Here is a 24,988-nt window from a genome sequence, read left to right as displayed (position 1 = left end):
CCCGGCCGGGTTCACCACTCGAACAGTTTGAAATAGGTCTGTGGCGGATTGTCGCCTTCTCGGGTGGAAATGATCTGGCCGTCGCGGTTGTACAGGTAGTAGGCCGGCCCGCGCGGCGGCTGCACCTTGAGCACGCGGACCTGGTCGGCAACGCGGTACTCGGTGATGACGTCGCCGTTGGGGGAGGTGCGGACCTGTTCGACCGCATCGGCGGGTATTTCAGGGATCCCCGCGATCCCGGCTCCCGTGCCGATGGTGGCGCAGGCGGCGAGCAGCATCAGCAGGACGGCGGACAGCAGAACTTTCATTGGGGGCTCCGGGGCGTGGCGATCCCCAAGTATGCGTGCTGGCGCGTGCCGGTGCCGAGAAGGGCGCACGCGTAGAATCAGGGCCATGAAACGACTCGTGCTGATCGACGGTTCCAGCTATCTGTACCGCGCCTTCCATGCCCTGCCGCCGCTGACCAATGCCCAGGGCGAGCCCACCGGCGCCCTGTTCGGCGTGGTCAACATGCTGCGGGCCACGCTGAAGGAAAAACCCGATCACATCGCCTTCGTAGTCGACGCGCCGGGCAAGACCTTTCGCGATGACCTGTACCCCGAATACAAGGCCAACCGCCCGCCGATGCCGGACGACCTGCGGGTGCAGGTGCAGCCGATGTGCGACGTGGTGGACGCGCTGGGGATCGACATCCTGCGGGTGGAGGGCGTGGAAGCGGACGATGTGATCGGCACCCTCGCCGTGGCTGGCGCCGCTGACGGCCTGGATGTACTGGTGTCCACCAGCGACAAGGACTTCGCCCAGCTGGTGCGGCCCGGGATCTCGCTGATCAACACCATGAGCGGCAGCCACGTGGACAGCGACGAGGCCATCATCGACAAGTACGGCGTGCGCCCGGACCAGATCGTGGACCTGCTGGCGCTGATGGGCGATACCGTCGACAACGTGCCGGGCGTGCCCAAGTGCGGTCCCAAGACCGCCGCCAAGTGGCTGGCCCTGTACGACAGCCTGGACGGGGTGATCGCCAACGCGGCCAACATCAAGGGCAAGGTCGGCGAGAGCCTGCGCGAGGCGCTGGACCGGCTGCCGCTGAACCGCGAGCTGGTGACCATCCGCACCGACGTGCCGCTGGATCGCGGCCCCACCGGGCTGCCGCTGCGCGAGCAGGATGTGGACACCCTGCGCGCGCTGTATACCCGCTATGGATTCACCCAGGCGCTGCGGGACCTGGACAGAGCCAATGGCGATGCGCCGGTGCCGGTGGCCGACATTCCCGGCAGCGTGCGCGGCACCGAGGCCGGCTACGCGCGTCCGGCGGCGAAACCGGCTGACGGTGGCCTGGATCCAGCGCTGGCCGCGCCCGGCGTACACGAGACGATCTTCGACCGGGCGCGCCTGGACGAATGGATCGGGATCCTGGGCAAGGCCGACGAGTTCGCCTTCGACACCGAGACCGACGCGCTCGACCCGCTGCGCGCCAACCTGGTGGGCATGAGCTTTGCGGTCGAGCCCGGCCGCGCGGCCTACCTGCCGCTGGGCCATGACTACGGTGGCGTCCCGGCCCAGCTCGATCGCAAGGAGGCGCTGGAAGCGCTGCGGCCGCTGCTGGAAGATCCGGGCAGGCGCAAGATCGGACACCACGGCAAGTACGACATCCACGTGATGCGCCGGCATGGGATCGAGGTGCGCGGCTACGCCGACGACACCATGCTCGAAAGCTTTGTGTACAACGCCACCGCCAGCCGCCACGACATGGACTCGCTGGCCCTGCGCTACCTGGGCTACACCTGCATCAAGTACGCCGACGTGGCCGGCAAGGGAGCCAAGGCGATCCCGTTTTCCCAGGTGGCGATCGACGACGCCACCCCCTACGCGTGCGAAGACGCCGACATCACCCTGCGCTTGCACCGCGAGCTGTCGCCGAAGCTGGCCGGGGTGCCGGCGCTGGAGAAGGTGTACCGCGAGATCGAGATGCCGCTGGTGCCGGTGCTGGCGCGGATCGAGGCCCACGGCGTGCGCATCGACGCCGACGAGCTGCGCCGGCAGAGCGCCGACCTGTCGCGGCGCATGCTCACCGCGCAGCAGAAGGCCACCGAGCTGGCCGGGCGCACCTTCAACCTGGATTCGCCCAAGCAGCTGCAGGCGCTGCTGTTCGACGAGCTGGGCCTGCCGGCGCTGGTAAAGACGCCCAAGGGCCAGCCCAGCACCAATGAGGAAGCGTTGGAGGCGATCGCCGACCAGCACGAACTGCCGCGGATCATCCTCGAGTACCGCGGCCTGGCCAAGCTGCGCAGCACCTACACCGACAAGCTGCCGGAAATGATCAACCCGGAGACCGGTCGCCTGCACACCAGCTTCCACCAGGCGGGCGCGGCCACCGGGCGGCTGGCTTCGTCCGATCCCAACCTGCAGAACATCCCCATCCGCACCGAGGACGGGCGCCGCATCCGCCGCGCCTTCATTGCCGACGAGGGCAACGTGCTGGTGGCCTGCGACTATTCGCAGATCGAGCTGCGGATCATGGCCCACCTGTCGGGCGACGCGGGCCTGCTGGCGGCATTCGCAGCAGGTGCCGACATCCACGCCGCCACGGCGGCCGAGGTGTTCGGCCGCAAGCTGGAAGAGGTCACCGCTGACGAGCGCCGCGCGGCCAAGGCGATCAACTTCGGCCTGATGTACGGCATGGGCGCCTGGGGCCTGGCCCGCAACCTCGGCATCGGCCGCGGCGAGGCGCAGGACTACATCGCCCTGTACTTCTCACGCTACCCGGGCGTGCGCGAGTACATGGACCGCACCCGCGAGCAGGCGCATGAGGCCGGCTACGTGGAAACCGTGTTCGGTCGCCGCCTGTATCTGGAAAACATCAGCGCCCGCAACCAGGGGCTGCGCGCCGGCGCCGAGCGGGCGGCCATCAACGCGCCAATGCAGGGCACGGCGGCCGACATCATCAAGCGCGCGATGATCGATATCGACGCTTGGCTGGCCAGCCAGGGTGGGCGGGCGCGCATGATCCTGCAGGTGCATGACGAACTGGTCTTCGAGGCCGATGCGGACTTTGCCGACACCCTGCTCGCCGAGGTGGTGCCGCGCATGACCGGCGCGGCGGAACTGCAGGTGCCGCTGACGGTCGAAAGCGGCGTGGGAGACAACTGGGAGGTAGCCCATTGAGGGGTGGAAACCGCAGAAATACGGCGGATTTCAGCGGGTTTTGTACAAATTCCGTTCAGTCCCCGTGAAATGTAAATGCCGGCTGAACTTTTCGCCGGGAAGCCGGGGATCTTCACGAACCATCAATGCTCGCGGTGGTCATATGTAACGCGACAGATGCAACGTCTGTCGCTGATCTCTCCCTTCCCCTGGAGTGATCTGGAACGGGACTTCTCCCCGAGCTCCCGTTCCACCGAGCCCCGCCGGCCCCCCCTGCCTGCGGGGCTTTTTTATGCTCGTCAGCCGTGCCAGCCGGTCATTCTCCGCCGTGCTGGCGCTTGAACGTGGCCTCACGACGATACGACGAAGGATACGCCCCCACCTGCAGCACGGCGGGCCGCAGGTTCCAGTCGATGTGCAGCTGGTCGATGGTGCCGTCGCGGCCGCGGGTAAACCACACGAACTCCTCGCGCATCGCCGGGTTGCGCCACACCGCCCGGAAAGTGTCGTGGTGCCAGTGCTCCAGGTCGGCAACCTGCTCCGGATCGTCCCACAGCTGCAGCACCAGCCTCCCATCCACCACCCGCACCGCGGCGTCGGCGTAAAGGGCGTCGTCGTAGCCGCCGATGAAGTCGGCCAGCGGACCGGACGGGCGGGTGCTGCGGATGCGCGCGGCATGGATCGCCTCGCGTTCCTCCTGCGCCCGCGTCTTCTGCCCGAGATAGCGCTCGAAGGTCTCCGCATGACGGTCGCGGCCATCGATGCCGAGGTAGGCGTCCACAATCTGTCGGGCCAGCGCGGTGGTGAAGTTGTTGAAGGTGTTGGTGGTGATGAAGATGCCCAGGCCTTCTTCGGGCACCAGCATCAGCAGCGAGTTCATGCCGTCCACCGCGCCTGAGTGCGAGGAGGTCTGCCGGCCTTCATGGCTGCCCAGGCGCCAGCCCATGCCGTAGGCGGCCAGCGGTTCGAAAGCGGGAGTCTGGATCGGGGTCTGTGAGCGGTGCATTTCCGCCACCGTGCCAGGCGCGAGCACAACGTTGCCTTCGAATTCGCCGGGCGTGCCCAGGTGCAGGCGCATCCAGCTGCCGATCTCGCGCGCGCTGGAGTGGACCGAGGCCGCCGGGCCCACCGCGTCGAAATTGCGTCGCGGGATCTCCACCACGGTGCCGTCGATTTCCTGGTGTGGCCAGGCCACGTTGCCGGACTCGTCCAGGCGGCTGCCGCCTGCCAGGCTGCGGGTCATGCCCAGCGGCGCGAACAGGCGCTGTTCGACGAACTGCTCCCAGCCGGTGCCGGTGACTGCGGGCACCACCTCGCCGGCCACCATGTACAGCACGTTCGAGTACACGTAGCCCTCGCGGAACCCCTGCTCGGGCGGCAGGTGGCGCAGGCGGGCGATCTGTTCGGAGCGGTCGCGCGAAGAGATCCAGCGCAGCCGGTTGCCGGTCAGCCGGCCCAGGCCCACCCGGTGGGCGAGCATGTCGCGCACCGTGGCTGCGCGGGTCACATAGGGGTCGTAGAGCTGCAGCTGGGGCAGGTGCTTGACCACCGGGTCGTCCCAGCTGATCCGGCCCTCGTCTACCAGCAGGCCCAGCGCCGCGGCGTTGAAGGCCTTGGACACCGAAGCGATGTTGAACAGGGTGTCGCCGTCGACCGGATCCGGGCGGCCGAGGCGGCGCACGCCAAAGCCCGTCGCCCAGACCAGCTCATCGTCCTTGACCACGCTCACCGCCAGGCCGGGAATGCCCCAGTCCTGCATGCCGCGCTCGACGAACTCCTCGATGCCTTCCAGCTCGGCGGGCGCCCCGGTCTGCGCCATGGCGCCCAGCGGCACCAGCAGCAAGCCGAACAGGAGGAACAGTGAGCGTTGGAGCAGGCGTGGTCGGGAAGAACGGCGGGTTGGTTGCATTGAGTCGATCGCACTGGTGAATGGGCGGGCAAAGACCCTAGCAGAGATGTGGCAACGCATCGCTGGCGGCGGGTGGGCGCGCTGGGCGACGTTGGCGCTGCTGTCACTGTGTCCGGGGTATTGGATGTGCCGAGCCCATGACCGTCCTGCCCATGCCCAGCGCACCAAGACTCCAGTTGCCGGCCTTGCTGGCCATTCTCTTTCTACTGGCGGCCTGCCGCCCGGCCGATCCGCAACCGCAACTGCCCAGTGAGACAGATGCCGACGCGCGCACCGAGTACACGCCGGGCGATGTCGCGGCCCCGTCCTGGCTCAACCCGCTGTCGGCCTCGATCAATGAAATCGACGCCGGCATGTCCGGACGGTTCGGGGTCTACGTGCGTCGGCTCGGACCTGACGCCGGCAGCCTGGACCTGGGCGACGGGCGCGCCTGGTACCTGTCGTCCACGGTCAAGGTGCCGGTGGCGATTGCGGTGCTGGAGCAGGTGGATGCCGGCACCCTGTCACTGGATCAGGAGCTGGAACTGGCCGAAACGGATTTTGTCGACGGCGCCGGTGACATGCTGGGCCATCGGCCCGGCGAGCACTTCAGCATCGCCACCCTGCTGGAAAAGTCACTGCGCGACAGCGACAGCACGGCTACCGACATGTTGATCCGCCAGGTGGGCGAGGTTGACCTCAACCGCCGGGTCCGTGACTGGCTCGGGCGTGGTTTTGGCCAGATCACCACCAACCTGCAGGTGCACTATGACGTCTACGGTGCCCTGCATCCGGGCGTGAGGACGCTCACGAGTGCGGATCTTTTGAAGGTGCAGCAGGCGGGCGACGGAGAAGCGCGGCTGGATGCGCTGGCCGGGATGCTCGAGGTTGAGCGGGATGCGCTGGACACCCCCGGCATCGAGGAGGTGTTCAGCCGCTACTACGACACCGGCACCAATTCCGCGCCGCTGGAAATGTTTGCCAACATTCTGGAAATGCTGGTGTCCGGTGAGCTGCTGTCAGCGGAAAGCACCGCGCTGATGCTGGGGCACATGCGCGCGATCAGCACCGGAGAGCGGCGCATCCAGGCCGGACTGCCGCCCGGCACCGATTTCGCCCAGCAAGCCGGCACCCAGGTGGCACGCGCCTGCAACGTCGGGGTGATCAACCCGGACCAGGTCGATGAGGGGGCCACCATTGTGGTTGCCTGCGCGGAGGAGTTTGATGACCTCGCCGACGCCGAGCGCGCCTTCCAGGCCTTGGGCCGGAAGCTGGCGGAAGCGGGCCTGGCGCCGTAGCCGCTACGCGGCCGCTGCATCAGTCCACTTCGCGGCGCCAGTTGATCGAGCCGCGGTTTTCCAGCGTGCTCGATTCGATTTCAAGATCAAAGCCGCGATCGAGCAGGTAGCGCAGGGTCAGCACCTGGCCGGTGCCAAGCAGCGAGACGCCAAAGCCCACGTACAGGCGCGGCGAGAGCTGCTTGCCCACGCCCAGCACGCTGCCGCCCAGCGCGCGCGAATGGCTTACGCCGGCGTCATCCAAACCCAGGCCCGCGCCCAGCTGCGAGGCCAGGAGGCCGCCGCCCGCCTGCAGCGCCGCCGCGGCGGCGTCCAGCTCGCGGCCTTCGTCACCGGTCACGCTGGACAGCGAGCGGCCCAGCGCCAGGTAGGCCAGCGCCTCGGATTCGTCGCGGCTGGGATCGGTCCACACGCTCGCCTGTGGCGCGGACGCGCGGCCGGTGACGTCGATGCCGGCGGTCAGCTCCTCCGCTTCGATCCGGCGCACCGCGCGGATGTCCAGCACCGGGTCGGAGATCATGTCGTTGCTCCACGACAGGTTGCCGCGGGTGATGCGCAGCTCCTGGCCGTAGGCCTTGTAGCGCCCGCCTACCTGCAGTGAGCCGGTGCCGCGCATGTCGCGGCCCGGGTGCTGGCGCACCCGCAGCTTGCCGCCCAGGGTGCCCTCCAGGCCGAAGCCGTTGAGCACCACGTCATCGCCCATTTCCAGGGTCAGGTCGAGCTGCATCGCCAGCGGCGGGCCTTCTTCGGGGTCCACCGGGTCCAGCACCACCACGTCGTCGGAGGGCGCCACGCCGTCGCTCAGCCGCTCCAGGTCCATCCGCGCCTCGGGCACCAGCACGGTTCCGGTTACTTCCAGCGGCCTGCCCGCGGCGTACAGCACGCGGATATCGGGACTGGCCACGGCGCGCAGGTCGCGGGTGTTGGAGACCAGCACGTTCTCGCCGCCAACCTGGAGCACCAGCGGTGCGGCGGTCTCGCCGCTCCAGCCGAGGCTGCCGCTGATATCCAGCGTGCCCTCGCCCGAGCGCACGCTGCCGGCGATGGTGGCGGTGCCATCCGCGCGCGCGTCCAGGCGCACATCGCCCTCTTCCAGCAGGATCGCCAGCGCGGGCAGTTCAGTGCTGAATCCGGTCAGTCTCGCCTGCCCACCCAATACCGGTTCAGAGCGGGTGCCGGCCAGGGTGATGCGTCCGGCCAGCTGGCCCTCCGGTTCCACGATGTCGGGAGAGAACAGTTCCAGCCACACCAGCTCGCTGATGTCGAGGTCGATGGCGCCGGACAGCGGCGACCAGGCGTCCCAGCCGGTTTCAACCCGCGCCTGAATGCGGCCCTCGTCGTCCACCAGGGTGGTGAAGCTGGCCTGGATGGATTGGGGGCTGAATTCGGCTTCAAGCTGCAGACCGGAATAGCTGACCGTGTCGCGGCGGGCCCGCTGGCTGAAGCGCAGGCCGCCCTCTTCGGAGCGCACGTTGAGGTGGCCGGCGAACGCGTTGCCGGCCGGGCGCAGGCGCCCGTCAATGTCGATGTTGCCGCGCAGGGCCCAGGACTGGCCGTCGGCGCGCTCGGGCAGGTAGGGCTCGGCCAGTGCCAGCGGCAGGTTGTTGCCGCTGACGCCCAGGCCAGTGGCCGGCCAGTCGGCATCCAGGCACAGCGCGCCGCCGGCGGTGCTGGCAAAGCACGACTGCGACAGCCGCCAGCCGCTGCCGGTCTGGGCGAAGCTGGCCGGTGACTGCAGGTTCCAGGCGGCGCCGCGGGCCGGAGCAAGCCGCAGCGATGACAGCCCGCCCTGCCAGCGCTGCTGGCGGCGCTCGGCGTTGCCGGCCAACTGCAGCTCACCGATCTCGCCGCGTGCGCTGGCGGTGGCGCGCAGCGATTCAACCGCGCCGCTGGCCTGGATCGTGACCGCATCCAGGGCCACGCCGGCGCTGATCGCTTCCGCATCCAGGTCCAGCTGGCCGTTGCCGCCGCGCCACGGCAGGCGGCCGCGCAGGGTGGCGCGGCCCGCGCTGTAGTCACCCCAGGCGAGGTCGCTGCCCTCCAGATCGACATCGATATCCGGTGCGGTGCGGGCACCGGTGAGGTTCACTTCCCCGCTGAGCCGGCCGCCGGCGCCGGGCAGGATATCGGCCAGCAGCAGCGGCGCCAGGCGGGCATCAATGTCCAGGGACTGGCCGATCGAGGCAGTGGCGTCGATACGGCTCTCGCCAAGCGTCAGGGCCAGCTCGCCCTCATATGCAGCAGGCGCTTCCAATTCCGAGGCCGGTGGGGACCGCATGGTGAAGCGGCCGCTGCCGCCGAGCGCGCGCCCGCGCAGCTGCCCGCCAAGGTCGGCCACTTCGACCTGGGCCTCAAGACCGCCGTCGTCATGGGCGCTGCCGCTGCTGGTGATCGACCCGTCCACTGCCCCGTTCCAGTCGGGCAGGAAATAGCCGGGATCAAACGAGGCCAGCGCCAGATCGAGATCCCATGCCAGAGCCGGCGCCCAGGCCAGCCGCCCGCTGCCGTCCAGGCTGCCGCTGTTGCCGGGCATCGTCGCGTGCAGGCGGCGCAGGACCATCTGCGTCTGGTTGCCGCGCGCGTCAAGCTCCACCCGCGCCGCGAGGTCGCCGCGGGTCAGGTCGGCGTTGCCGATCGCGGCCCAGGCCTGCATCCGGCCGGCCAGGCCGAGCCTGGCATCGGCCACAACGGCAGTTCCGGGCTCGCCGTTTTCGTCCTGCCCGCCGCCCCAGCGCACGCCTTGGGCATTGATGGCAAAGCGGCCGCTGGGACCGTCGTCGCCGCTGAAGTCCGCCCGGCCGGCCACCGTGACCCGGCCTTCGAGCAGTTCGACCACCAGCGGGTCAACCTCCAGCACTTCATCGTGCAGGCTGACGGTGGAGGGCAATACGGTGGCGCTGAAGTCCCCCTGGCTGATGCTGCCTTCCAGCACCATCGCTCCGTCCTGTCCGTCGGCCACAAGATCGAAGGCAACGGGGGTGCCGGGCTCGCCACCGGCGAGCAGGGCCGGGTCCAGCGCGTCCGAGCGCGCCTGCAGGCGCCAGTCCGGGCGCTCGCCGCCGCGCAGGGCCAGGGTGGCCAGCACCGGCGAGGGCGCATGGCCGGTCAGCACCAGGTCCAGGTGGCCGGCGTCGCCGCGTGCCACCAGGCCGAAGTTGGGGCGGGTGTGCCCGGCCGGGGCAGGCATCACCGCGCCAGCGGTCAGGTCCACCTGATAGTTGTCGCGCGGCGCGTAGCTGCCGTGGGCGGTGAACCGGCCACGGTCGCTGTCCACCAGCACGTTGTCCAGCTCCAGCAGGCCCTCGCCGGCGTTGAGCCCGCCGCGCACCTGGTGGACATGGATCAGCGGGCCGTCGGCGCCAATCACCCGCAGGTCGTCCACCCGGATCGTGTCGGCCTGCAGCGACAGCGGCAGCGGGCCGATATCGGGCAGCGAATCCGGCCAGGAGGGCAGCTGGAACGGCTCGTCATCCTCCACCGATGGCGGCAGCGACAGCACTGCGCCCTCCACTTCCAGCACATCCAGCCGCAGCAGGCGGCCCAGCAAGGGCAGGACGGCCGGATCGATCATTGCCCGCTCCGCAGTGAACACCAGCCTGCGGTGCTCGTCGCAGTTGCCGTAGGCCACCGGTTCGCCGTCGCGATCCGGGCAGCTCAGCTGCACGAAGCGCAGTCCGTGCAGGGTCAGCGGGCCGGAGGCGGGGCCTTCGGCGTGGCGCCACTCAAGCGTGGTCCCGGCCGGCAGCCGCGCGGTGATCTGCGACAGCAGGAAGTCGCGCCCGCCCAGCGTCAGCAGCAGCCACCAGGCCAGGGCCATGACCAGCACCGCCAGCACCAGGCTGACAATGCCGGAGCGGATCGCCAGCCAGCGCAGCCGCGCCTTGCGTCGCTCGCGCAGGGCCGCGATCCGGGCCTCGCGTTCCTCGGGGCTCAGGTTGGGGTCGATCCGGCGGCGCAGTGTGGGTGCCATGGCTCAGAATGCGGTGCCGATATCCAGGTGCAGGGTAAAGGGCGAGTCGGGATCGTCCAGCCCGCGGGCGATGTCCAGCCGCAGCGGGCCGACCGGGGACGCCCAGCGCACGCCCATGCCTACGCCGGTGTGCCAGTCCGGGCTGTTGTTGAACGCGCTGCCGCTGTCGGCGAATACGGCAAAGCCGAATCCGCTCTGGAAGTAGTGCTCGTACTCCGCGCTGCCGGTGAACACGTGCTTGGCGCCCACCGCGTAGTCACCCAGGCGCGGCCCTACCTCGCGCCAGTCATAGCCGCGGATGCTGCGGTCGCCGCCGGCGTAGAACCGCAGGCTCGGCGGCATGTCCACCAGCGCGTCGGTGTAGGTGTGGCCGGCTTCGCCGCGTACGATCAGGCGATGGCGTTCGCCGATGCCCCGGTACCAGCTGGCCCGGGCGTGGATCTGGGCGAAACTGGCATCCGACCCCACGTCTTCAAGTCCGCCGCGCAGCACCACGCTGCCGCCGATCCCGCGGCGCGGGAACAGCTGGTCGTCGACGTCCACGTATTCGGCGCGCAGCGACGGATAGCTGAAGGTGGCGTAGCGGTATTCCGCGGGAACGTCGGGATTGTCCTGGTCCACGTACGACCAGCGCTCACGCAGCACGTGGGCGGATGCCACCAGGTTGAGATTGCGGTTGTACTGGCCATTGCGGCTGGCCACCAGCTCGACCTTGCGCGCATCGATGTAGCGGGTCTGCTCGTCGGCCGCCTGCAGGCTGACCGTGTACCAGCCGTCATACCAGGCAAAGGCGGGAATGCGGTACTGCAGGGTCAGCGTTTTCCGCTTCTGCGCGTAATCCAGCTGCGCCAGCGCCTTGTGCCCACGGCGGTTCACGTAGCGCCGCTCCTCGCCCAGGCGGAAGCCGGCGCCGCTGTCGGTGCCGTAGCTGAGGCCGGCGGTCTGGATCTTTCGCGGCGCCGGGGTCAGGCGTACGTCCACCGGCACCCGCAGGTCGTCATCGGCGTCGTCGGGACGCGGCTCGATCTCGATGGAGCCGAAATAATCCAGCCGCTGCAGTGAGGTGCGCAGCCGGTCCAGCCGGCCCTGGTGGTAGTAGCCGCCTTCTTCCCAATAGACCAGCCGTTCCAGCAGGTCGTCGTTGATGACCTGGCGCGGCGCCTGGGTGAAGGTGGTCGGGCCCATGTTGTAGCGCTCGCCGCTGGTCCACACCAGTTCGATATCTGCCGTCTGTGCGGCCCGGGTCACCTCCACCCGGCGGGCGCTGAAGTCGGCGTCGAAGTAGCCGCGCTCGGCCAGGCGGCGGCTGATCCGCGCCTTGCTGGATTCGTAGGGCCGGTGGTCGAACACCGAGCCGGGCGCGGGCAGGAAATCCGCCAGGTCCTGCGCCAGGTAACGGTCGCGGTTGCCGGCGCCGATGATCGCCACGTCGGCGTTGCGCACCCGTACGGGCTCACCCGGATCCACGGTCACGGTCACGTTGAAGCTGCCATTGACGCGCTCACGCTCGACCTGGATCTCCGGGGAGTAATAGCCGAACGGCTCCAGCGCCTCGCGGGCTTCCGCTTCCGCGGCGCGGATGAGGTAGGCCAACCGGCGCATCGACACGTCGTCGCCGCGCGCATCGCTCAGTGACAGCGACACCCGCACGTTGTCGGCCATTTCCTCATCCAGCCCGCGGATGACCACCTCACCCACTTCCACCGCATGCGCCGCACCGGACAGGAATAGAAGAAGCGCGGCGAAGGTGGGGGCGAGCGTGCGTCCTGGCATCCGCGCAGGATACTCAAGCAGACGTCCAGGTTGGCTTAACAACAGCCTCCGGCTGCGACCGTGGCGCATGCGTGCGGACTTTCAGGAAACGTGCCTGGCACGCTTGCCAGGATCCGCAACGGCACGTGCACCGCTCCACGGGGTCGGCACATCCGGTGCCGGGGACCACGACATGGGCTTGTTCCCGCTGATCGCGATCCAGCCCTGTGCCAGTGCATGTTGCGGATCCTCCCGCACGCTGAACAGGTCGACGTCCCTGCCTTCTTCCAGCCCCCAGACCCCGGCCCAGGCATTGCGGCCCGCGTGCTTGGCCACGTACAGGGCGCGGTCGGCCATGCCGATGGCTTCCTGCCATGGTCCGGCCTTGCCAGGGAAGAACGGCGACGGTGCAAGGCCGATGGAGATGGTGACTGCCAGGGACAGGCCCCCCGGCAGCTCGAACGCCTGGCCTTCGATCCGCCGACGAAGATGGTCGGCGAAGGCGAACGCTGCTTTGCGCGAAGAGTGCGGGCGGACCACGAGGAATTCCTCGCCACCCCAGCGGACGAGGATGTCGCCGCTGTCGCAGGCTTCCTGCAGGTGACTGGCAACCTGTGCCAGGACCCGATCACCAGCCCCATGGCCGTGGCTGTCGTTGACCGCCTTGAACCTGTCGATGTCCACCACGAGCAGCGCATGGCGGGCCTCGCCCGACGCCGCCGGTGGCGCCAGCGCCTCGATCAGCCGCACGCCTTCGCGGCGGTTGTACAGGCCGGTCAGCGGGTCCACTGCGCTTTGCGTGGCCAGCAGGTTTTGCCGGCGCCGGCTGCGCAACAGCAGGACCGCGCCGACGACCAGCAGCAGTGCCAGGACCCCGATGGCGGTGTCGCGCAGCGCGTTGGCGCGGGGCGAAGAGGACCGCGCAGCCTGGGCCGCGTCAGCCCGTGCCTGCAGTGCGGCAAGCCGCTCCAGGTCCACCACGCGCGCCGATTCACGCTCGAACGCCAGCGCCCGGCTGGTGAAAGCGATGACCTGCGCGTGGTCCTCCAGCGCCGAGTGGACGTCGACCAGGGTGTCCAGCGCGGCCCGGGTCTCGGCCACGTAGTTGCCGCGCTCGGCCAGCTCCAGTGCGCGCTCGGCGTACGGCAGCGCCTGCTCCGGGGCATCCAGGTCCAGGTGCACGCGGGCCAGGCGGGTGAGGGTGACGGTTTCGCCCTGCGCATCGCTGTTGTCGCGCTGCCATGCATGGGCCCGCTCGAAGCGTTCCAGCGCGCCAGTCGCGTTGCCCTGCGCGCGCTGGATTTCACCGCGATGGCTGAGGATGCGATGGTAAAGCTGCTCCTGCCCAGGCAATTCGGGCGCAAGCTCGAGCGCGCGCGCCAGCGCGGATTCCGCCTCGTCGTGGCGCTGCCCGAGCAGCAGGGTGTAGCCGTAGTTGTAGTGGAGCATCAGCTCAACCATGGAGGGCGGCATCGGGTGGCGTTCCAGCAGTGCAAGTGCGCGCTGGAAATACTGCTCCGCACCCGCGTTGTCATTCATGCCCACCGCACGGGTCAGCGCAATGCTCTGGAGTGCGGCCAGCTGCTCCTGCGGAGAACCATCCTGGCCTGCCAGCTCCAGTGCCTGATCGAAGAGCTGCAGCGCCTGACGGGTCTGCCCCAGACTCTGCAGCATGCCGCCGAAATTCATCATCGCGGCGAACCGCTGTTGCGCCGAGACCCCGGGCGAGTCGACCAGCGGCAGGCCCTGCTCGACGGCTGCGCGCGCCGCGTCGCCCTCGCCGATCATCATCAGGCTTTCGGCCCTGCACAGGAACGCGCCCAGCCGCGGGCCGTCCGGCAGCTGCAGGGTGGCAAGCAGGGCGTCGGCCAGCAGCAGCGCTTCGTGTGGAGCCTCCTGGCGGGTCTTGAGGCAGTGCTGGATCCGGGCTGCGTAGGGATCGTGGAGCGGGACGTTCTGGCCGTGCGTCGTGGATGCAAAGGCCATGGCGCTGATTGCCACCAGGGTGAGCCACCAGCTCCGGGTCGGTTCCATGTGTGAAATCTCCAGGTGCGGCGCTGCCGCTTGTTCACTCCGGGTGAGTATCGCACTCCGTTTGGACCGGGTCCGCGACGGCGGCGCGTTCTCGTCTAAAGTAACGACGATGGACCCGCAAGCTTTCCGCCCGACGTGGTGGCGCTGGGCCCGCGGTGCGCTGGAATGGCTGCGCGCGGTGCCGATCGTCGACCCGGTGGGTCGCAACCATGCTGCGATGCTGCAGCTGCTGCTGGTGTTCATGGGGATCTACCAGCCGCTGTTACTGCTCAATTCCATGTGGCGTGGCAGCGGCCAGGATCCGCTCCTGATAGGGGCGGCGCTGCTGAACACGGTGGTGATGTGGGCGTGTTTCGTACTGCTGCGTCGTGGCCATCTGCGCTTTGCGGCGGGGCTGTTCGTTGCCGTCTCGCTGTTGCTGGTCGGCTATGGATACCTGCGCTGGGGTCTGCAGGCACAGCTGTGGGGGCAGTTGGGCCAACTGCTTCCGATCCTCGTGGGCGGACTGGTACTCAGCCGCCGCGCGCTGTGGCTGGCCGCCGGCAGCCTCGCGTTGCTGGTCCTGCTCGGCGCGTGGCGCGACGCCGGCCTGTATCTGTTCGAGCCCTTCATGGTCCAGACGGTCCGCGATCGTGCGTTGCACATGGTAGTGGTGCTCCTGGCCATCACCGCGGTGCTGGATCTGGCGGTAGCCGGGCTGCGCACCAGCCTCAAGGCCCAGCAGCAGCGCAACCTTGAACTCGCACGCACGCGCGACCGGCTGCAGCTGGAAATGCGGGAAAAAGACCGGGCGCGCGAACAGCTCGTGCACGCGCAGAAGATGGAGGTGGCCGGGCATCTGGCCAGCGGCATAGCGCACGACTTCAACCACCTGCTGGGCCTGGTGATGGGCTATGCGGCACAGGGGCCCCAGCTGGACGACGTGGATGGACTGCGGAAAGCCTTGGCGGGCGCCGAATCGGCCGCCCGCCGGGCGGCTGCGGTCAGTCGGCAGCTGCTGGATTTCAGCCGGCTCGAGCCGCCGCGGCTGGATGCGTTTGATCTGGGGGAAATGCTGGCGCGCACGCGGCCGATGCTGCAGCAGATGTGTCCGCCTGGAATTGCCCTGGAGCTGGACCTGCCAGCGATGCCACAGCCGGTGCGGATGGATCGTGCGCAGCTCGAGCTGGTGCTGTTGAACCTGGCCGCCAACGCGGTACAGGCGATGGAAGACGGGGGCCGGCTAAGGATCGGGCTGGAAGCGGCGGTGCCGGGGTCTGTCGACGTGCTGGTCAGCGACACCGGGCCGGGCATGGGGGCTGACGTGGTTGCGCGCTGCTTCGAACCGTTTTTCACCACCAAGGCCAGCGGTCATGGCACCGGCCTTGGACTGGCAGTGGCCGCGAACATGATCGAGGCCTCGGGGGGCGAGCTGTCGGTCGACGGCCCGGGTCCGGGCTGCACCATGCGCATCCGGGTTCCGCGGTGGGTGGGCGGTGCCGCGCACGCGCCCACCGTGATCGGCTCAGCCCGATAGCTGGCCGATCACCGCCACGCTGCCGAGCCGGTCGGCGAGCCGTTGCAGCAGTGCCAGGCGGTTGCCGCGCACAGCCGGATCCTCGGCGTTGACCATCACCGCGTCGAAGAACGCATCCACCTGTGGGCGCAGCTGCGCCAGCCGCGCCAGCACTTTGCCGTAGTCGCCATTGGCCAGGGGCTGATCGGTGTCAGTGAACGTCTGGTCCACTGCTTCGGCCAGGGCCAGCTCGGCCGGCTCCTGCAGCAGCGCGGGATCCACGGATGCCGGCACGTCGTCGCCGGCCTTGCGCAGGATGTTGCGGATGCGCTTGTCGGCCGCGGCCAGCGCTTCGGCCTCGGGCAGGGCGGCAAAGCTGCCGATTGCTGACAGGCGCCGGTCGAAATCGTGCAGCGAGCCCGGACACAAAGCTGCCACCGCGTTGAAGTGCTGCACCGGCACGCCCTTGTCGGCGTAATAGCCGCGCAGGCGCTCGAGGATGAAGTCGTACAGCTCCGCGACCGCGCCAGCCGGATCCGCCTGGCGTTCGGTGGAGGCCTGCTCCAGGCGCTTGTTGGCCTGGGCCTGCTCCTTTTCGGTGTTCGCGTCAGCGAGCGCTGCTTCGGCAGCCACGAACGCGGCGTCCAGTGCCTGCGCGTGGGCGCGGGCCAGCAGCGCGTGCAGATCAAGCTGCAGTCCGCTTTCGATGATCGTGCGGGCCAGTCCCAGCGCATTGCGGCGCAGGGCAAAGGGATCCTTGTTGCCGGTGGGCTTCAGGCCCGCGGCGAAGCCACCGGCCAGGGTATCCAGCCGCTCGGCGATTGCCAGCGTGCGGCCCAGCGGCGAGGGCGCGATCGCCTCACCGGAATGGCGCGGCGCGTAGGCTGCGTCGATGGCGTCGGCAAGGGCGGTTCGGTCGGCATCGGACAGCTCCTGCAGCGATGGATCCTGCTGGGCGTAGTAGCGCCCGGCGATGCCCTGGAGCTCGGGGAATTCGCCCACCAGGCGCGACTGCAGGTCGGCCTTGGACAGGCCGGCGGCGCGCGCGGCCAGGTCGGGGTTGACGCCGGCCTGCGGGGCGATGGCGCGGGCCAGTTCGCCCACGCGCGCCACCTTGGCGGCCAGTGAGCCCAGCTTCGCCTGGTAGGTCACCGATTCCAGGCCCGCGTTCATCGCGCCCAGGCCCTGCTTGAGGTCTTCCTCGAAGAAGAACTGCGCATCGGCGAAGCGCGGCCGGATCACCCGCTCGTAGCCCTGGCGTACCTGGGTCACGTCGGTTGATTCGATGTTGGCGATGCCGATGAAGCGCTCCGTCAGCTGGCCGTCGGCATCCAGCACCGGGAAGAACTTCTGGTTGGCTTCCATGGTCACCACCAGCGCCTCGGCCGGTATCGCGAGGAAGCCGGATTCGAACGAGCAGGCGATGGCACTGGGCCATTCCACCAGGCAGTTCACCTGCTCCAGGTTGTCCGGATCGATGCGCGCGCTGCCGCTCTGCGCGGCGGCGTTGACCTGCTCGACGATGCGCGTGCGGCGCTCGTCCGCGTCCACCAGCACGCTCGCGGCGCGCAGGGTGTCGACATAGGCATCCGGCCGGATGATCAGCACCGGGCCTTCGTGCATGAACCGGTGGCCGCGGCTTTCGCGGCCGGCGCGCACGCCAAAGGCTTCGCAATCGACGACGTCGCTGCCGTGCAGGGCCACCAGCCACAGCACCGGGCGGGCGAAGGCGTGCTCATGCGCGCCCCAGCGCATCGGCTTGGGGATGGGGATGGCCGCGATGGCTTCCGCCAGGATCTCCGGCAGCAGCTGTGCGGTGCTGGCCCCGGGCTTGACCGAGCGGTGCACGAAGCGCTCGCCGCGGGCGTCGCTGGTGCGCTCCAGCGCGGTCCATTCCACGCCGGCCTTGGTGGCGAAGCCCTGCAGGGCGCGGGTCGGCTGGCCGTCCGCGTCCAGCGCGATGTTGAGATAGGGCCCCAGCACTTCGGAGGCCTGCTCCGGCTGTTCGGGAGCTACTCCCGGCAGCAGCACGGCCAGGCGACGCGGCGTGTACAGCGGCTTGGCGTCGCCGCGTTCGACCGCGATGCCGCGCTTGTCCAGCGCGGCCAGCACGCCGTCAAAAAACGCCTGCGCCAGTCCGGGCAGCGCCTTCACCGGAAGTTCCTCGGTGCCCAGTTCGATCAGCAGCGGCTGCATCTTGTTGGCCATCACGCCACCTCCCCTGCCACTTGGCGCAGGGCCGGGAAGCCGAGCTTCTCGCGCTGTGCGTAATAACCCTGTGCGACCGTCTGCGACAGCCGGCGCACGCGCAGGATGTAGCGCTGGCGCTCGGTGACGCTGATCGCGCGGCGCGCGTCGAGCATGTTGAAGCTGTGGCTGGCTTTCATCACCTGCTCATAGGCCGGCAGCGGCAGGCCCAGTTCGGCCAGCTTGAGGGCTTCGGCCTCGCAGGCGTCGAAGCGGTGGAAGAGTTCGGCCACGTCGGCATGCTCGAAGTTGTAGGTGCTCTGCTCCACCTCGTTCTGGTGGTAAACATCGCGGTAGGTGACCGGGGTGCCGTCGGGGCCGTGGGTCCAGATGAGGTCGAACACGTCGTCCACGCCCTGCAGGTACATGCACAGGCGCTCCAGACCGTAGGTGATCTCGCCCATCACCGGCCGGCACTCCAGACCGCCGGCCTGCTGGAACCAGGTGAACTGGGTCACCTCCATGCCGTTGAGCCAGACCTCCCAGCCCAGGCCCCAGGCGCCAAGCGTCGGCGATTCCCAGTTGTCCTCGACCAGGCGCAGGTCGTGCACCTTCGGGTCCACGCCCAGCTCCTTCAGCGACTGGAAGTACAGCTCCACGATGTTGTCGGGGCTGGGCTTCATCACCACCTGGTACTGGTAATAGCGCTGCAGGCGGTTGGGGTTCTCGCCGTAGCGGCCGTCGGTGGGCCGGCGGCACGGCTGCACGTAGGCGGCGTTCCACGGCTCGGGGCCGATCGCGCGCAGGAACGTGGACGGGTGGAACGTGCCGGCGCCCACCTCCAGGTCCAGCGGCTGGATCAGCACGCAGCCGTGTCCGGCCCAGTAGGCATTGAGGCGCTGGATCAAGTCCTGGAAAGTCGGGCCGCTCATCCGGAAGGCTCGCAATACGGGGCGCGCTAGTATAGCGGCGAGCCCACCCCGGCCCAGCCGCAATCCGCGAGAGGACGCCTTGAAAGAACCCCGCCCAAGCCGCGTTCCGCTCCGTCCCGCGCGGCTGCCTTCGGGCCGGCTGGAGCTGGCTGCGGTGGTGGACGCGCTGCTGGCCGATGGCGCGATCTCGCCTGTCGACGCCGAGCGGGCCAAGGTCTCCGCCCGCCAGGGGCGGGCCAACGATGCGGTGCATCCGCTGGTGTTCCTGGCCAACCTCAAGCTGGCTTTCGTACCGAGGCCTGGTGCCGAACTGGGCCTGGAGCAGCTCACCGAGTGGCTGGCGGAAGAAACCGGCCACCCTTACCGGCGGATCGATCCGACCCGGCTGGACGTGGCCGGGGTCACCGATGTCGTTTCCCATGCCTACGCCCGCCGCCACCGGATCCTGCCGCTGGAGGTGGCGCCGGATCGCGTGCTGATCGCCACCAGCGAGCCGCTGGCGCTGGACTGGCTGCCCGACGTGGCCCGGCTGCTGCGGCGCGAGATCGACCTGGTGGTGGCCAGCCCGCTGGACCTGCACCGCTACACGATGGAGTTCTACGGCGTCACCCGTTCGATCCGCGGTGCGCGCGATCACCGCGATGCCGATGGCGAAGGCCATGCGCCCAGCTTCGAGCAGCTGGTGGAGCTGGGCCGCGCGGGTGACGTCAACGCCGACGACCACCACATCGTCAACATCGTCGACTGGCTGCTGCAGTACGCCTACGAGCAGCGCGCCTCCGACATCCACCTGGAGCCGCGGCGCGACGTGGGCGGGGTGCGTTTCCGCATCGATGGGGTACTGCACAAGGTGTTCGAGATGCCGCCGCCGGTGATGACCGCGGTGGTCAGCCGGATCAAGGTGCTCGGGCGCATGGACCTGGCCGAGCGCCGGCGCCCGCAGGATGGGCGTCTCAAGACCCGCTCGCCGGGCGGACGCGAGGTGGAGATGCGGCTGTCGACCATGCCCACCGCGTTCGGCGAAAAGTGCGTGATGCGCATTTTCGACCCGGACACGGCGTTCAAGCCGATCTCCCAGCTTGGTTTCGACGCCGGCGAGGCGGCGACGTGGAACGCGCTGGTGGAGCAGCCGCACGGGATCATCCTGGTCACCGGGCCGACCGGATCGGGCAAGACCACCACGCTGTATTCGACCTTGCGCACCCTGGCTACACCGCAGGTGAACGTGTGCACGGTGGAGGACCCGATCGAGATGGTGGCCCCCGAGCTCAACCAGAGCCAGGTGCACCACGGCATCGATTTCGGCTTCGCCCAAGGCGTGCGCACCCTGCTGCGCCAGGATCCGGACATCATCATGATCGGCGAGATTCGCGACCTGGATACCGCGCAGATGGGCGTGCAGGCCTCGCTTACCGGCCACCTGGTGCTCTCGACCCTGCACACCAACGACGCGCCCTCGGCGGTGACCCGCCTGCTCGACCTGGGTCTGCCGCACTACCTGATCGCCTCCACCCTCACCGGCGTGCTGGCCCAGCGCCTGGTGCGCACCCTGTGCCCGCATTGCAAGCAGCCGCGCGCGGTGAAGACGGGCGGCTGGGATGCGCTGCTCGGCCCGGACGAGCCGGTGCCGGAGGGCGAAACCATGGGCCCGGTCGGCTGCCTGGAGTGCCGCAAGACCGGCTACATGGGTCGGGTGGGGCTGTACGAACTGATGCCGCTCACCCCGGCCCTGCGCGCGCTGATCCGGCCGGACATGGAGCTGGCCGGGTTCTCACGCGCGGCCCGCGCCGGCGGCCTCCGCACCCTGCGCCTGGCCGGCGCCGCCAAGGTCGCCCAGGGTCTGACCACGGTCGAAGAGGTCCTAACCGTCCTCCCGCCGCGGGAATGAACCGCTCCCATGCTTCCGCCCGGAAATAGGGCGCGCCCCGCTTTCGCCTCGGGATGAACCGCCCCGCGGGCATTCACTCCGGAAACGAATCGTGTCCCGGCTTTCGTTCCGGCGATGGACCCTGCCCCGTAGGAGCGCGCCATGCGCGCGAAGCCGCGTGAATACCGGCGGCACTGCGTGGCTCCGGCAACCACGCGATTACCGAAGCCCCGGCCCATAGGAAGTGTCACGCGGTTTCGCGCGCGTGGCGCGCTCCTACAGTGGATCCGCAGGCAGAGGACCAACAGCGCGCGGACGGTTCCAGTCGGGAGTGGGCTGGCCAAGCAGGTGGCGAACGAAGAAGTCGAACTTGCGCCGCTGCAGCCAGTTCACCGGCTCCTCGGAGCGGCCCACGCCGTGGCCGGCGCCGGGCATGGTGACCAGGTCGAAATCCTTGCCGGCGCGGATCAGCGCATCGGCCACCTGGTAGGTGGAGGCGGGGTCGACGTTGGCATCCTGCTCGCCGACCACCAGCAGCAGCCGGCCCTGCAGCAGGTGGGCGTTGTCCACGCCCGAGGCGCGCGCATAGCTGTCGTCCACCGGCCAGCCCATCCACTGCTCGTTCCAGCTGATCTTGTCCATGCGGTTGTCGTAGCAGCCGTTGTAGGCCACGGCGACGGTGTAGAACCCGGGATGGAACAGCAGCGCATGCAGCGCGTTCTGGGCACCGGCGGACGCGCCGTAAATGCCTACGCCGCGACTGATGTCATAGGACGGGTCCCTGGCAGCCAATGCCCTGTGCCAGGCGATGCGGTCGGGGAAGCCGCCGTCCTGCAGGTTCTTCCAGGCCACGTCATGGAAAGCCTTGGACCGGTACATGGTGCCCATGCCGTCGATCTGCACCACGATGAAGCCCAGGTCCGCCAGCGCCTGCGCACGCACCAGCCGCTCGTTGCTCGACTGCGGATCGTAGGGCCAGAACTTCTTCTGTACCGAGGCGTTGTGCGGGCCGGCGTAGATGTTCTCGATCACCGGATAGCTGCGGCCGGAGTCGTAATCGGTAGGCGAACCACCAGGCCCCAGATCTGCGTGTGGCCATCACGACCCGGGGCAACGAAAGTCTCCGGCGGGCGATAGCCGGCGGAGAGCAGTGCGCTGGCATCACCCTCCTCGATCCGGGCCAGCAGGCTGCCGTCGCGTGCATCACGCAGCTCGGTCACGTCCGGCTGGTCCAGCCGCGACCAGGTGTCCACGTAGTAGCGCCCGTCGGGCGACAGGCTGGTCTCGTGCCAGCCGTGGGCCGGGGTCATGTGGGTGAGGTTGGCTCCGTCGAAGTCGATCCGGTACACGTGGCGCAGGTACGGGTCGCCCGGCTCGCGGCCGTTGCCGGCAAACCAGATCTCGCGCCGCTCCTCGTCCACCCGCAGCACCTCGCGCACCACCCATTCGCCACGGGTGAGCTGCCGTGCCTGTCCACTGGCCCCGTCGATCATGTACAGGTGATTCCAGCCGTCGCGCTCGGACATCCACACGATCTGCGCGCCGCGTCCGCCCACGTCGTGGAAGAAGCTGCGGTGCCACCAGTCGTTGACGAAGGTATCGGCCTGTTCCTCGGCCACGGTGCGCGCTGACCCGCTATGGGCATCGACTTCGATCAGCCGGACCCGCTGGTGGCCGCGCTCGACGAAGCGGAATGCCAGGCTGCGGCCGTCGGCGCGAAAGGCCAGCGGGGACAGCCGGAACGGGTTGGCGAACAGGGCTGTTGGCACTTCGATGCGCCGGCCCGTGGCAATTTCGAAAATCACCGGCCGCTCGATATCCACCGCGTCGCCGGGCTTGGGATAGAGCTGGGTATGCACCTTCGGCTGCAGCTGGTCGCGGGGCGAACTCTCCACCCGGGTGACCAGGCGCTGATGGCCGGGCCGCACCCGGTACAGGGCGAAGCGGCTGGAGTCGGGTGACCAGGCGATGGTTTCCGCATCGTAAAAATCATCCGCCGCGCCATCGGAGGTGAGCAGGCGCACGCTGCCGTCGGCACGGATGCGCAGGGCCACGTTGCCGTCCTGCACGAATGCCTCGAAGTTCCCATCCGGCGAGGGGTGGGGCGTGTCGTCCGCCGGCACCGAAAGGTCACGCACCACCCCGAAGGCGCGTGGGCGGCGCTTGCCGGACTCGCGTGCCGTCGCGGTGCAAGTCATCGCGGCGCCCAGCTCGCAGCGCATCCACTGGGGCATGGCGTGGTCCGTGGCGCGGAAGCGGATCGCGGCCTCGCCGTCGATGAATTCGTAATCGCCAAACGGCAGCCGCCGCGCGTCATACGGTTGATCGAGCGCCTCGCCCAGCGCCCGGGCAAGCCCGGCGTGGTCGAAGGCGGGCCGTGCATCCGTCCCGTCCACATGGCGCAGCAGGAATTCGAACCCGCCCTCCACCGTGCGTCGGTAGCGGTAACGGCTGTCATCGATCCAGCTGACCGGCCCGGCGATGCCGCGGGTGAGGTGCTGCCATTGCTCCGGCAGTTCCAGCGAACGCTGGTAGGCGGCGGCATCGGGCGCGGCGGCCTTTGCGATCGGCGCGGTGAAGCAAACCAGCGCCAGCAGGCAGGCGGCGATCCAGTTGATCGCATGGGAACGGGCTGCGGCTGCGGGCATCTCGGGTCCAGGAATCGGGCGGGCGGCCATGTTGGCAGCAAGCGGACGGGGCTGCATCTACAAGGGGCTGCATCTGCAAGGGGGTGGCGTCGGTGCGGTATCGTCGCTGGCTCCTTCCCACCTTCTGCCCTGGAATGTCCGCGATGTCCGTTGCTCCCCTTCCGTTGCTCATCATCGCTGCCGGTCGTCCGGTGGAATCACTGCGCCGCCAAGGCGATTTCGCCCACTGGATCCGCGTGGCCGCGGGTCTGCAGGCCGGGGAGGTGGCAGTGGTCGACGTGGAGTCCGGCGAATCCCTGCCACCGCACGACAGGTTTTCCGGGGTGATCATCAGCGGCTCGGCCGCGATGGTCACCGAGCGCCTGGAGTGGAGCGAGCGCTGCGCCGGCTGGCTGCGCGCGGCGGCCGAAGCGGACGTTCCGATGCTTGGCATCTGCTACGGCCATCAGCTGCTCGCCCATGCGCTGGGCGGCGAGGTGGGCGACAACCCGGAGGGACGGCGGATGGGTACTTTCGAGGTCGAGCTGCTGGAAGCGGCGGCTGAGGATCCGCTGTTCTCCGGGCTGCCTTCCCGCTTCCCGGCCCATATGACCCACGTGCAGGTCGCGCGCCGGCTGCCGGAAGGCGCGGTGCTGCTGGCGCAGACCGGGCACGATCCGCTGCACGCTTTCCGCTGGGGCAAGGCGGTGTGGGGCGTGCAGTTCCACCCCGAGTTCAGCGTGACCCACATGCGCGGCTACATCCGCGCCCGTGCGCATGTGCTGCGCAGCGGAGGCGCTGATCCGGAGGCCCTGCTCAAGGCCGTGCGTGCCGCGCCGGTGGCGCGCGGGGTGCTGCGCAGGTTCGCGCAACTTGCGCGTACTACACTTGCGCCCTCACACACGGATTGACGGGCCGGATCAATGGGTAATGGCAACAGGGTGAAAGCGGGTGCGGGCGCGGAGTGGCTGCTGGGCGGCTTCGGCCTGTTGAAGAAGGCGCCGCTGGCGCTGGGCCTGGTGGGCCTGGTGTTCGGGATCGTGTCGGTGCTGCCGCTGCTGTTCATGGGCGCGGGGCCGCTGCTGTCGATGCTGGCGCAGCTGGTGCTGGTGCTGCTCACGCCGATCATGCTGGGCGGGCTGGTCTACGCGGTGCGCGAAGTGGACCAGGGCCGCGAGGCAAGTCCGTCGCACCTGTTGCAGGCGTTCCGCGAAGGCAAGGCGGCGTCGCTGGTGGCGCAGCTGATCCCGCAGATGCTGGGTGGCCTGGCGGCCATCGTGCTGCTGGCGGTGATGGTTGGCCCCACAGCGCTGCAGAACATGATGGTGGCGATGGAGCAGGCCCAGGGCCAGAACCCCGATCCGGCCCTGTTCGAAGGTTTCCCGATGGGCCGGTTTGCGCTCTGGTTCCTCGGCGCGATCGTGATCGGCGTCGTGGCCTACACCTTCACCTTCCTGTTCCCGGCCCAGGTGATGTTTGAAGGTGCACGGCCGTTCGCGGCAATGAAGCGCAGCTTCCAGGCCTGCATGGCCAACATTGGCGCCTTCCTCGTGTTCGTCGTGCTGATGCTGATCGTGGCCGTGGCCATCCTGATCGGCGCCCAGATCGTGGGCATGATCCTGGGCATCTTCGGTGGCGAGGTGGCCGCCGCCATCGGCGCGCAGCTGCTGATGATGACGGTGCTGATGCCGGTATTGATGGGCGCGGTCTATCACGCCTGGCGCCAGCTGCTCGGAGGCCAGGCAACCGCTGGCGCAACGCCGCCGCCGGCTACCGGTATTGAACTCTGAC

General features: G+C 69.0%; 13 protein-coding genes and 1 pseudogene. 6 read left to right on the top strand and 8 right to left on the bottom strand.

Annotated elements, in window-relative coordinates; translation table 11 throughout:
- Window positions 1-11: 11 nt before the first annotated feature.
- Window positions 12-308: a DUF2782 domain-containing protein gene (locus tag ACW7G3_RS04050; RefSeq protein ID WP_456981234.1), complete on the bottom strand. Its 297-nt coding sequence runs from the start codon at window positions 306-308 to the stop codon at window positions 12-14.
- An 85-nt stretch (window positions 309-393) separates the two neighbouring features.
- On the opposite strand from ACW7G3_RS04050, the gene polA reads away from it, so the two are divergent.
- On the top strand, window positions 394-3,168 hold the full coding sequence (gene polA, locus ACW7G3_RS04045; protein WP_456981232.1) for a DNA polymerase I: 2,775 nt from the start codon (window positions 394-396) through the stop codon (window positions 3,166-3,168).
- Between the two features lie 295 nt (window positions 3,169-3,463).
- Here polA and ACW7G3_RS04040 read toward each other — a convergent pair whose 3' ends face one another.
- Entirely contained in the window at window positions 3,464-5,056 is a 1,593-nt protein-coding gene (locus ACW7G3_RS04040) for a serine hydrolase (RefSeq protein WP_456981231.1), read from the bottom strand.
- 137 nt (window positions 5,057-5,193) lie between these two features.
- Here ACW7G3_RS04040 and ACW7G3_RS04035 point away from each other — a divergent pair, with 137 nt between their 5' ends.
- Window positions 5,194-6,333, top strand: a complete 1,140-nt coding sequence (locus ACW7G3_RS04035) for a serine hydrolase (protein ID WP_456981229.1) — start codon at window positions 5,194-5,196, stop codon at window positions 6,331-6,333.
- Between the two features lie 19 nt (window positions 6,334-6,352).
- Here the strand turns inward: ACW7G3_RS04035 and ACW7G3_RS04030 are convergent, their stop codons facing one another.
- The 3 genes from ACW7G3_RS04030 to ACW7G3_RS04020 all read right to left on the bottom strand — a co-directional run bounded on the left by ACW7G3_RS04030 (window position 6,353) and on the right by ACW7G3_RS04020 (window position 14,089).
- A complete protein-coding gene (locus ACW7G3_RS04030) occupies window positions 6,353-10,303 on the bottom strand; it encodes a translocation/assembly module TamB domain-containing protein (RefSeq protein ID WP_456981227.1) in 3,951 nt (1,316 codons plus the stop codon).
- Between the two features lie 3 nt (window positions 10,304-10,306).
- Complete coding sequence (locus tag ACW7G3_RS04025) at window positions 10,307-12,076, bottom strand: autotransporter assembly complex protein TamA (RefSeq protein WP_456981225.1); 1,770 nt, start codon at window positions 12,074-12,076, stop codon at window positions 10,307-10,309.
- A gap of 81 nt (window positions 12,077-12,157) precedes the next feature.
- The gene (locus ACW7G3_RS04020; RefSeq protein ID WP_456981223.1) at window positions 12,158-14,089 is read right to left on the bottom strand and encodes a diguanylate cyclase; all 1,932 of its coding nucleotides are present in this window, start codon (window positions 14,087-14,089) and stop codon (window positions 12,158-12,160) included.
- Between the two features lie 109 nt (window positions 14,090-14,198).
- On the opposite strand from ACW7G3_RS04020, the gene ACW7G3_RS04015 reads away from it, so the two are divergent.
- Entirely contained in the window at window positions 14,199-15,605 is a 1,407-nt protein-coding gene (locus tag ACW7G3_RS04015) for a sensor histidine kinase (RefSeq protein ID WP_456981222.1), read from the top strand.
- Here the strand turns inward: ACW7G3_RS04015 and glyS are convergent.
- Window positions 15,594-17,792 (bottom strand): glycine--tRNA ligase subunit beta, encoded by a 2,199-nt coding sequence (gene glyS, locus ACW7G3_RS04010; RefSeq protein ID WP_456981220.1) that lies wholly within the window; start codon window positions 17,790-17,792, stop codon window positions 15,594-15,596. The genes ACW7G3_RS04015 and glyS overlap by 12 nt on opposite strands.
- Complete coding sequence (gene glyQ / locus ACW7G3_RS04005; RefSeq protein WP_456981219.1) at window positions 17,792-18,703, bottom strand: glycine--tRNA ligase subunit alpha; 912 nt, start codon at window positions 18,701-18,703, stop codon at window positions 17,792-17,794. Before glyQ ends, glyS begins: the two co-directional genes overlap by 1 nt.
- Before the next feature lie 79 nt (window positions 18,704-18,782).
- On the opposite strand from glyQ, the gene ACW7G3_RS04000 reads away from it, so the two are divergent.
- Window positions 18,783-20,591 carry a GspE/PulE family protein gene (locus ACW7G3_RS04000; protein WP_456981217.1) on the top strand — a complete coding sequence of 603 codons (1,809 nt, stop codon included), beginning with the start codon at window positions 18,783-18,785 and terminating at the stop codon, window positions 20,589-20,591.
- Between the two features lie 255 nt (window positions 20,592-20,846).
- Here ACW7G3_RS04000 and ACW7G3_RS03995 read toward each other — a convergent pair.
- Window positions 20,847-23,218: pseudogene (locus ACW7G3_RS03995) on the bottom strand (DPP IV N-terminal domain-containing protein).
- A 143-nt stretch (window positions 23,219-23,361) separates the two neighbouring features.
- Between ACW7G3_RS03995 and ACW7G3_RS03990 the strand changes: the two are divergent.
- Window positions 23,362-24,108 carry a glutamine amidotransferase gene (locus ACW7G3_RS03990; protein WP_456981215.1) on the top strand — a complete coding sequence of 249 codons (747 nt, stop codon included), beginning with the start codon at window positions 23,362-23,364 and terminating at the stop codon, window positions 24,106-24,108.
- 12 nt (window positions 24,109-24,120) lie between these two features.
- Complete coding sequence (locus ACW7G3_RS03985) at window positions 24,121-24,987, top strand: BPSS1780 family membrane protein (protein WP_456981213.1); 867 nt, start codon at window positions 24,121-24,123, stop codon at window positions 24,985-24,987.
- Window position 24,988: the final 1 nt, after the last annotated feature.

The sequence above is a fragment of the Luteimonas sp. A478 genome, assembly GCF_054052025.1.
The sequence above is the reverse complement of the archived record's forward strand: the minus strand, read 5'-3'. Positions and strand labels throughout refer to the sequence as shown.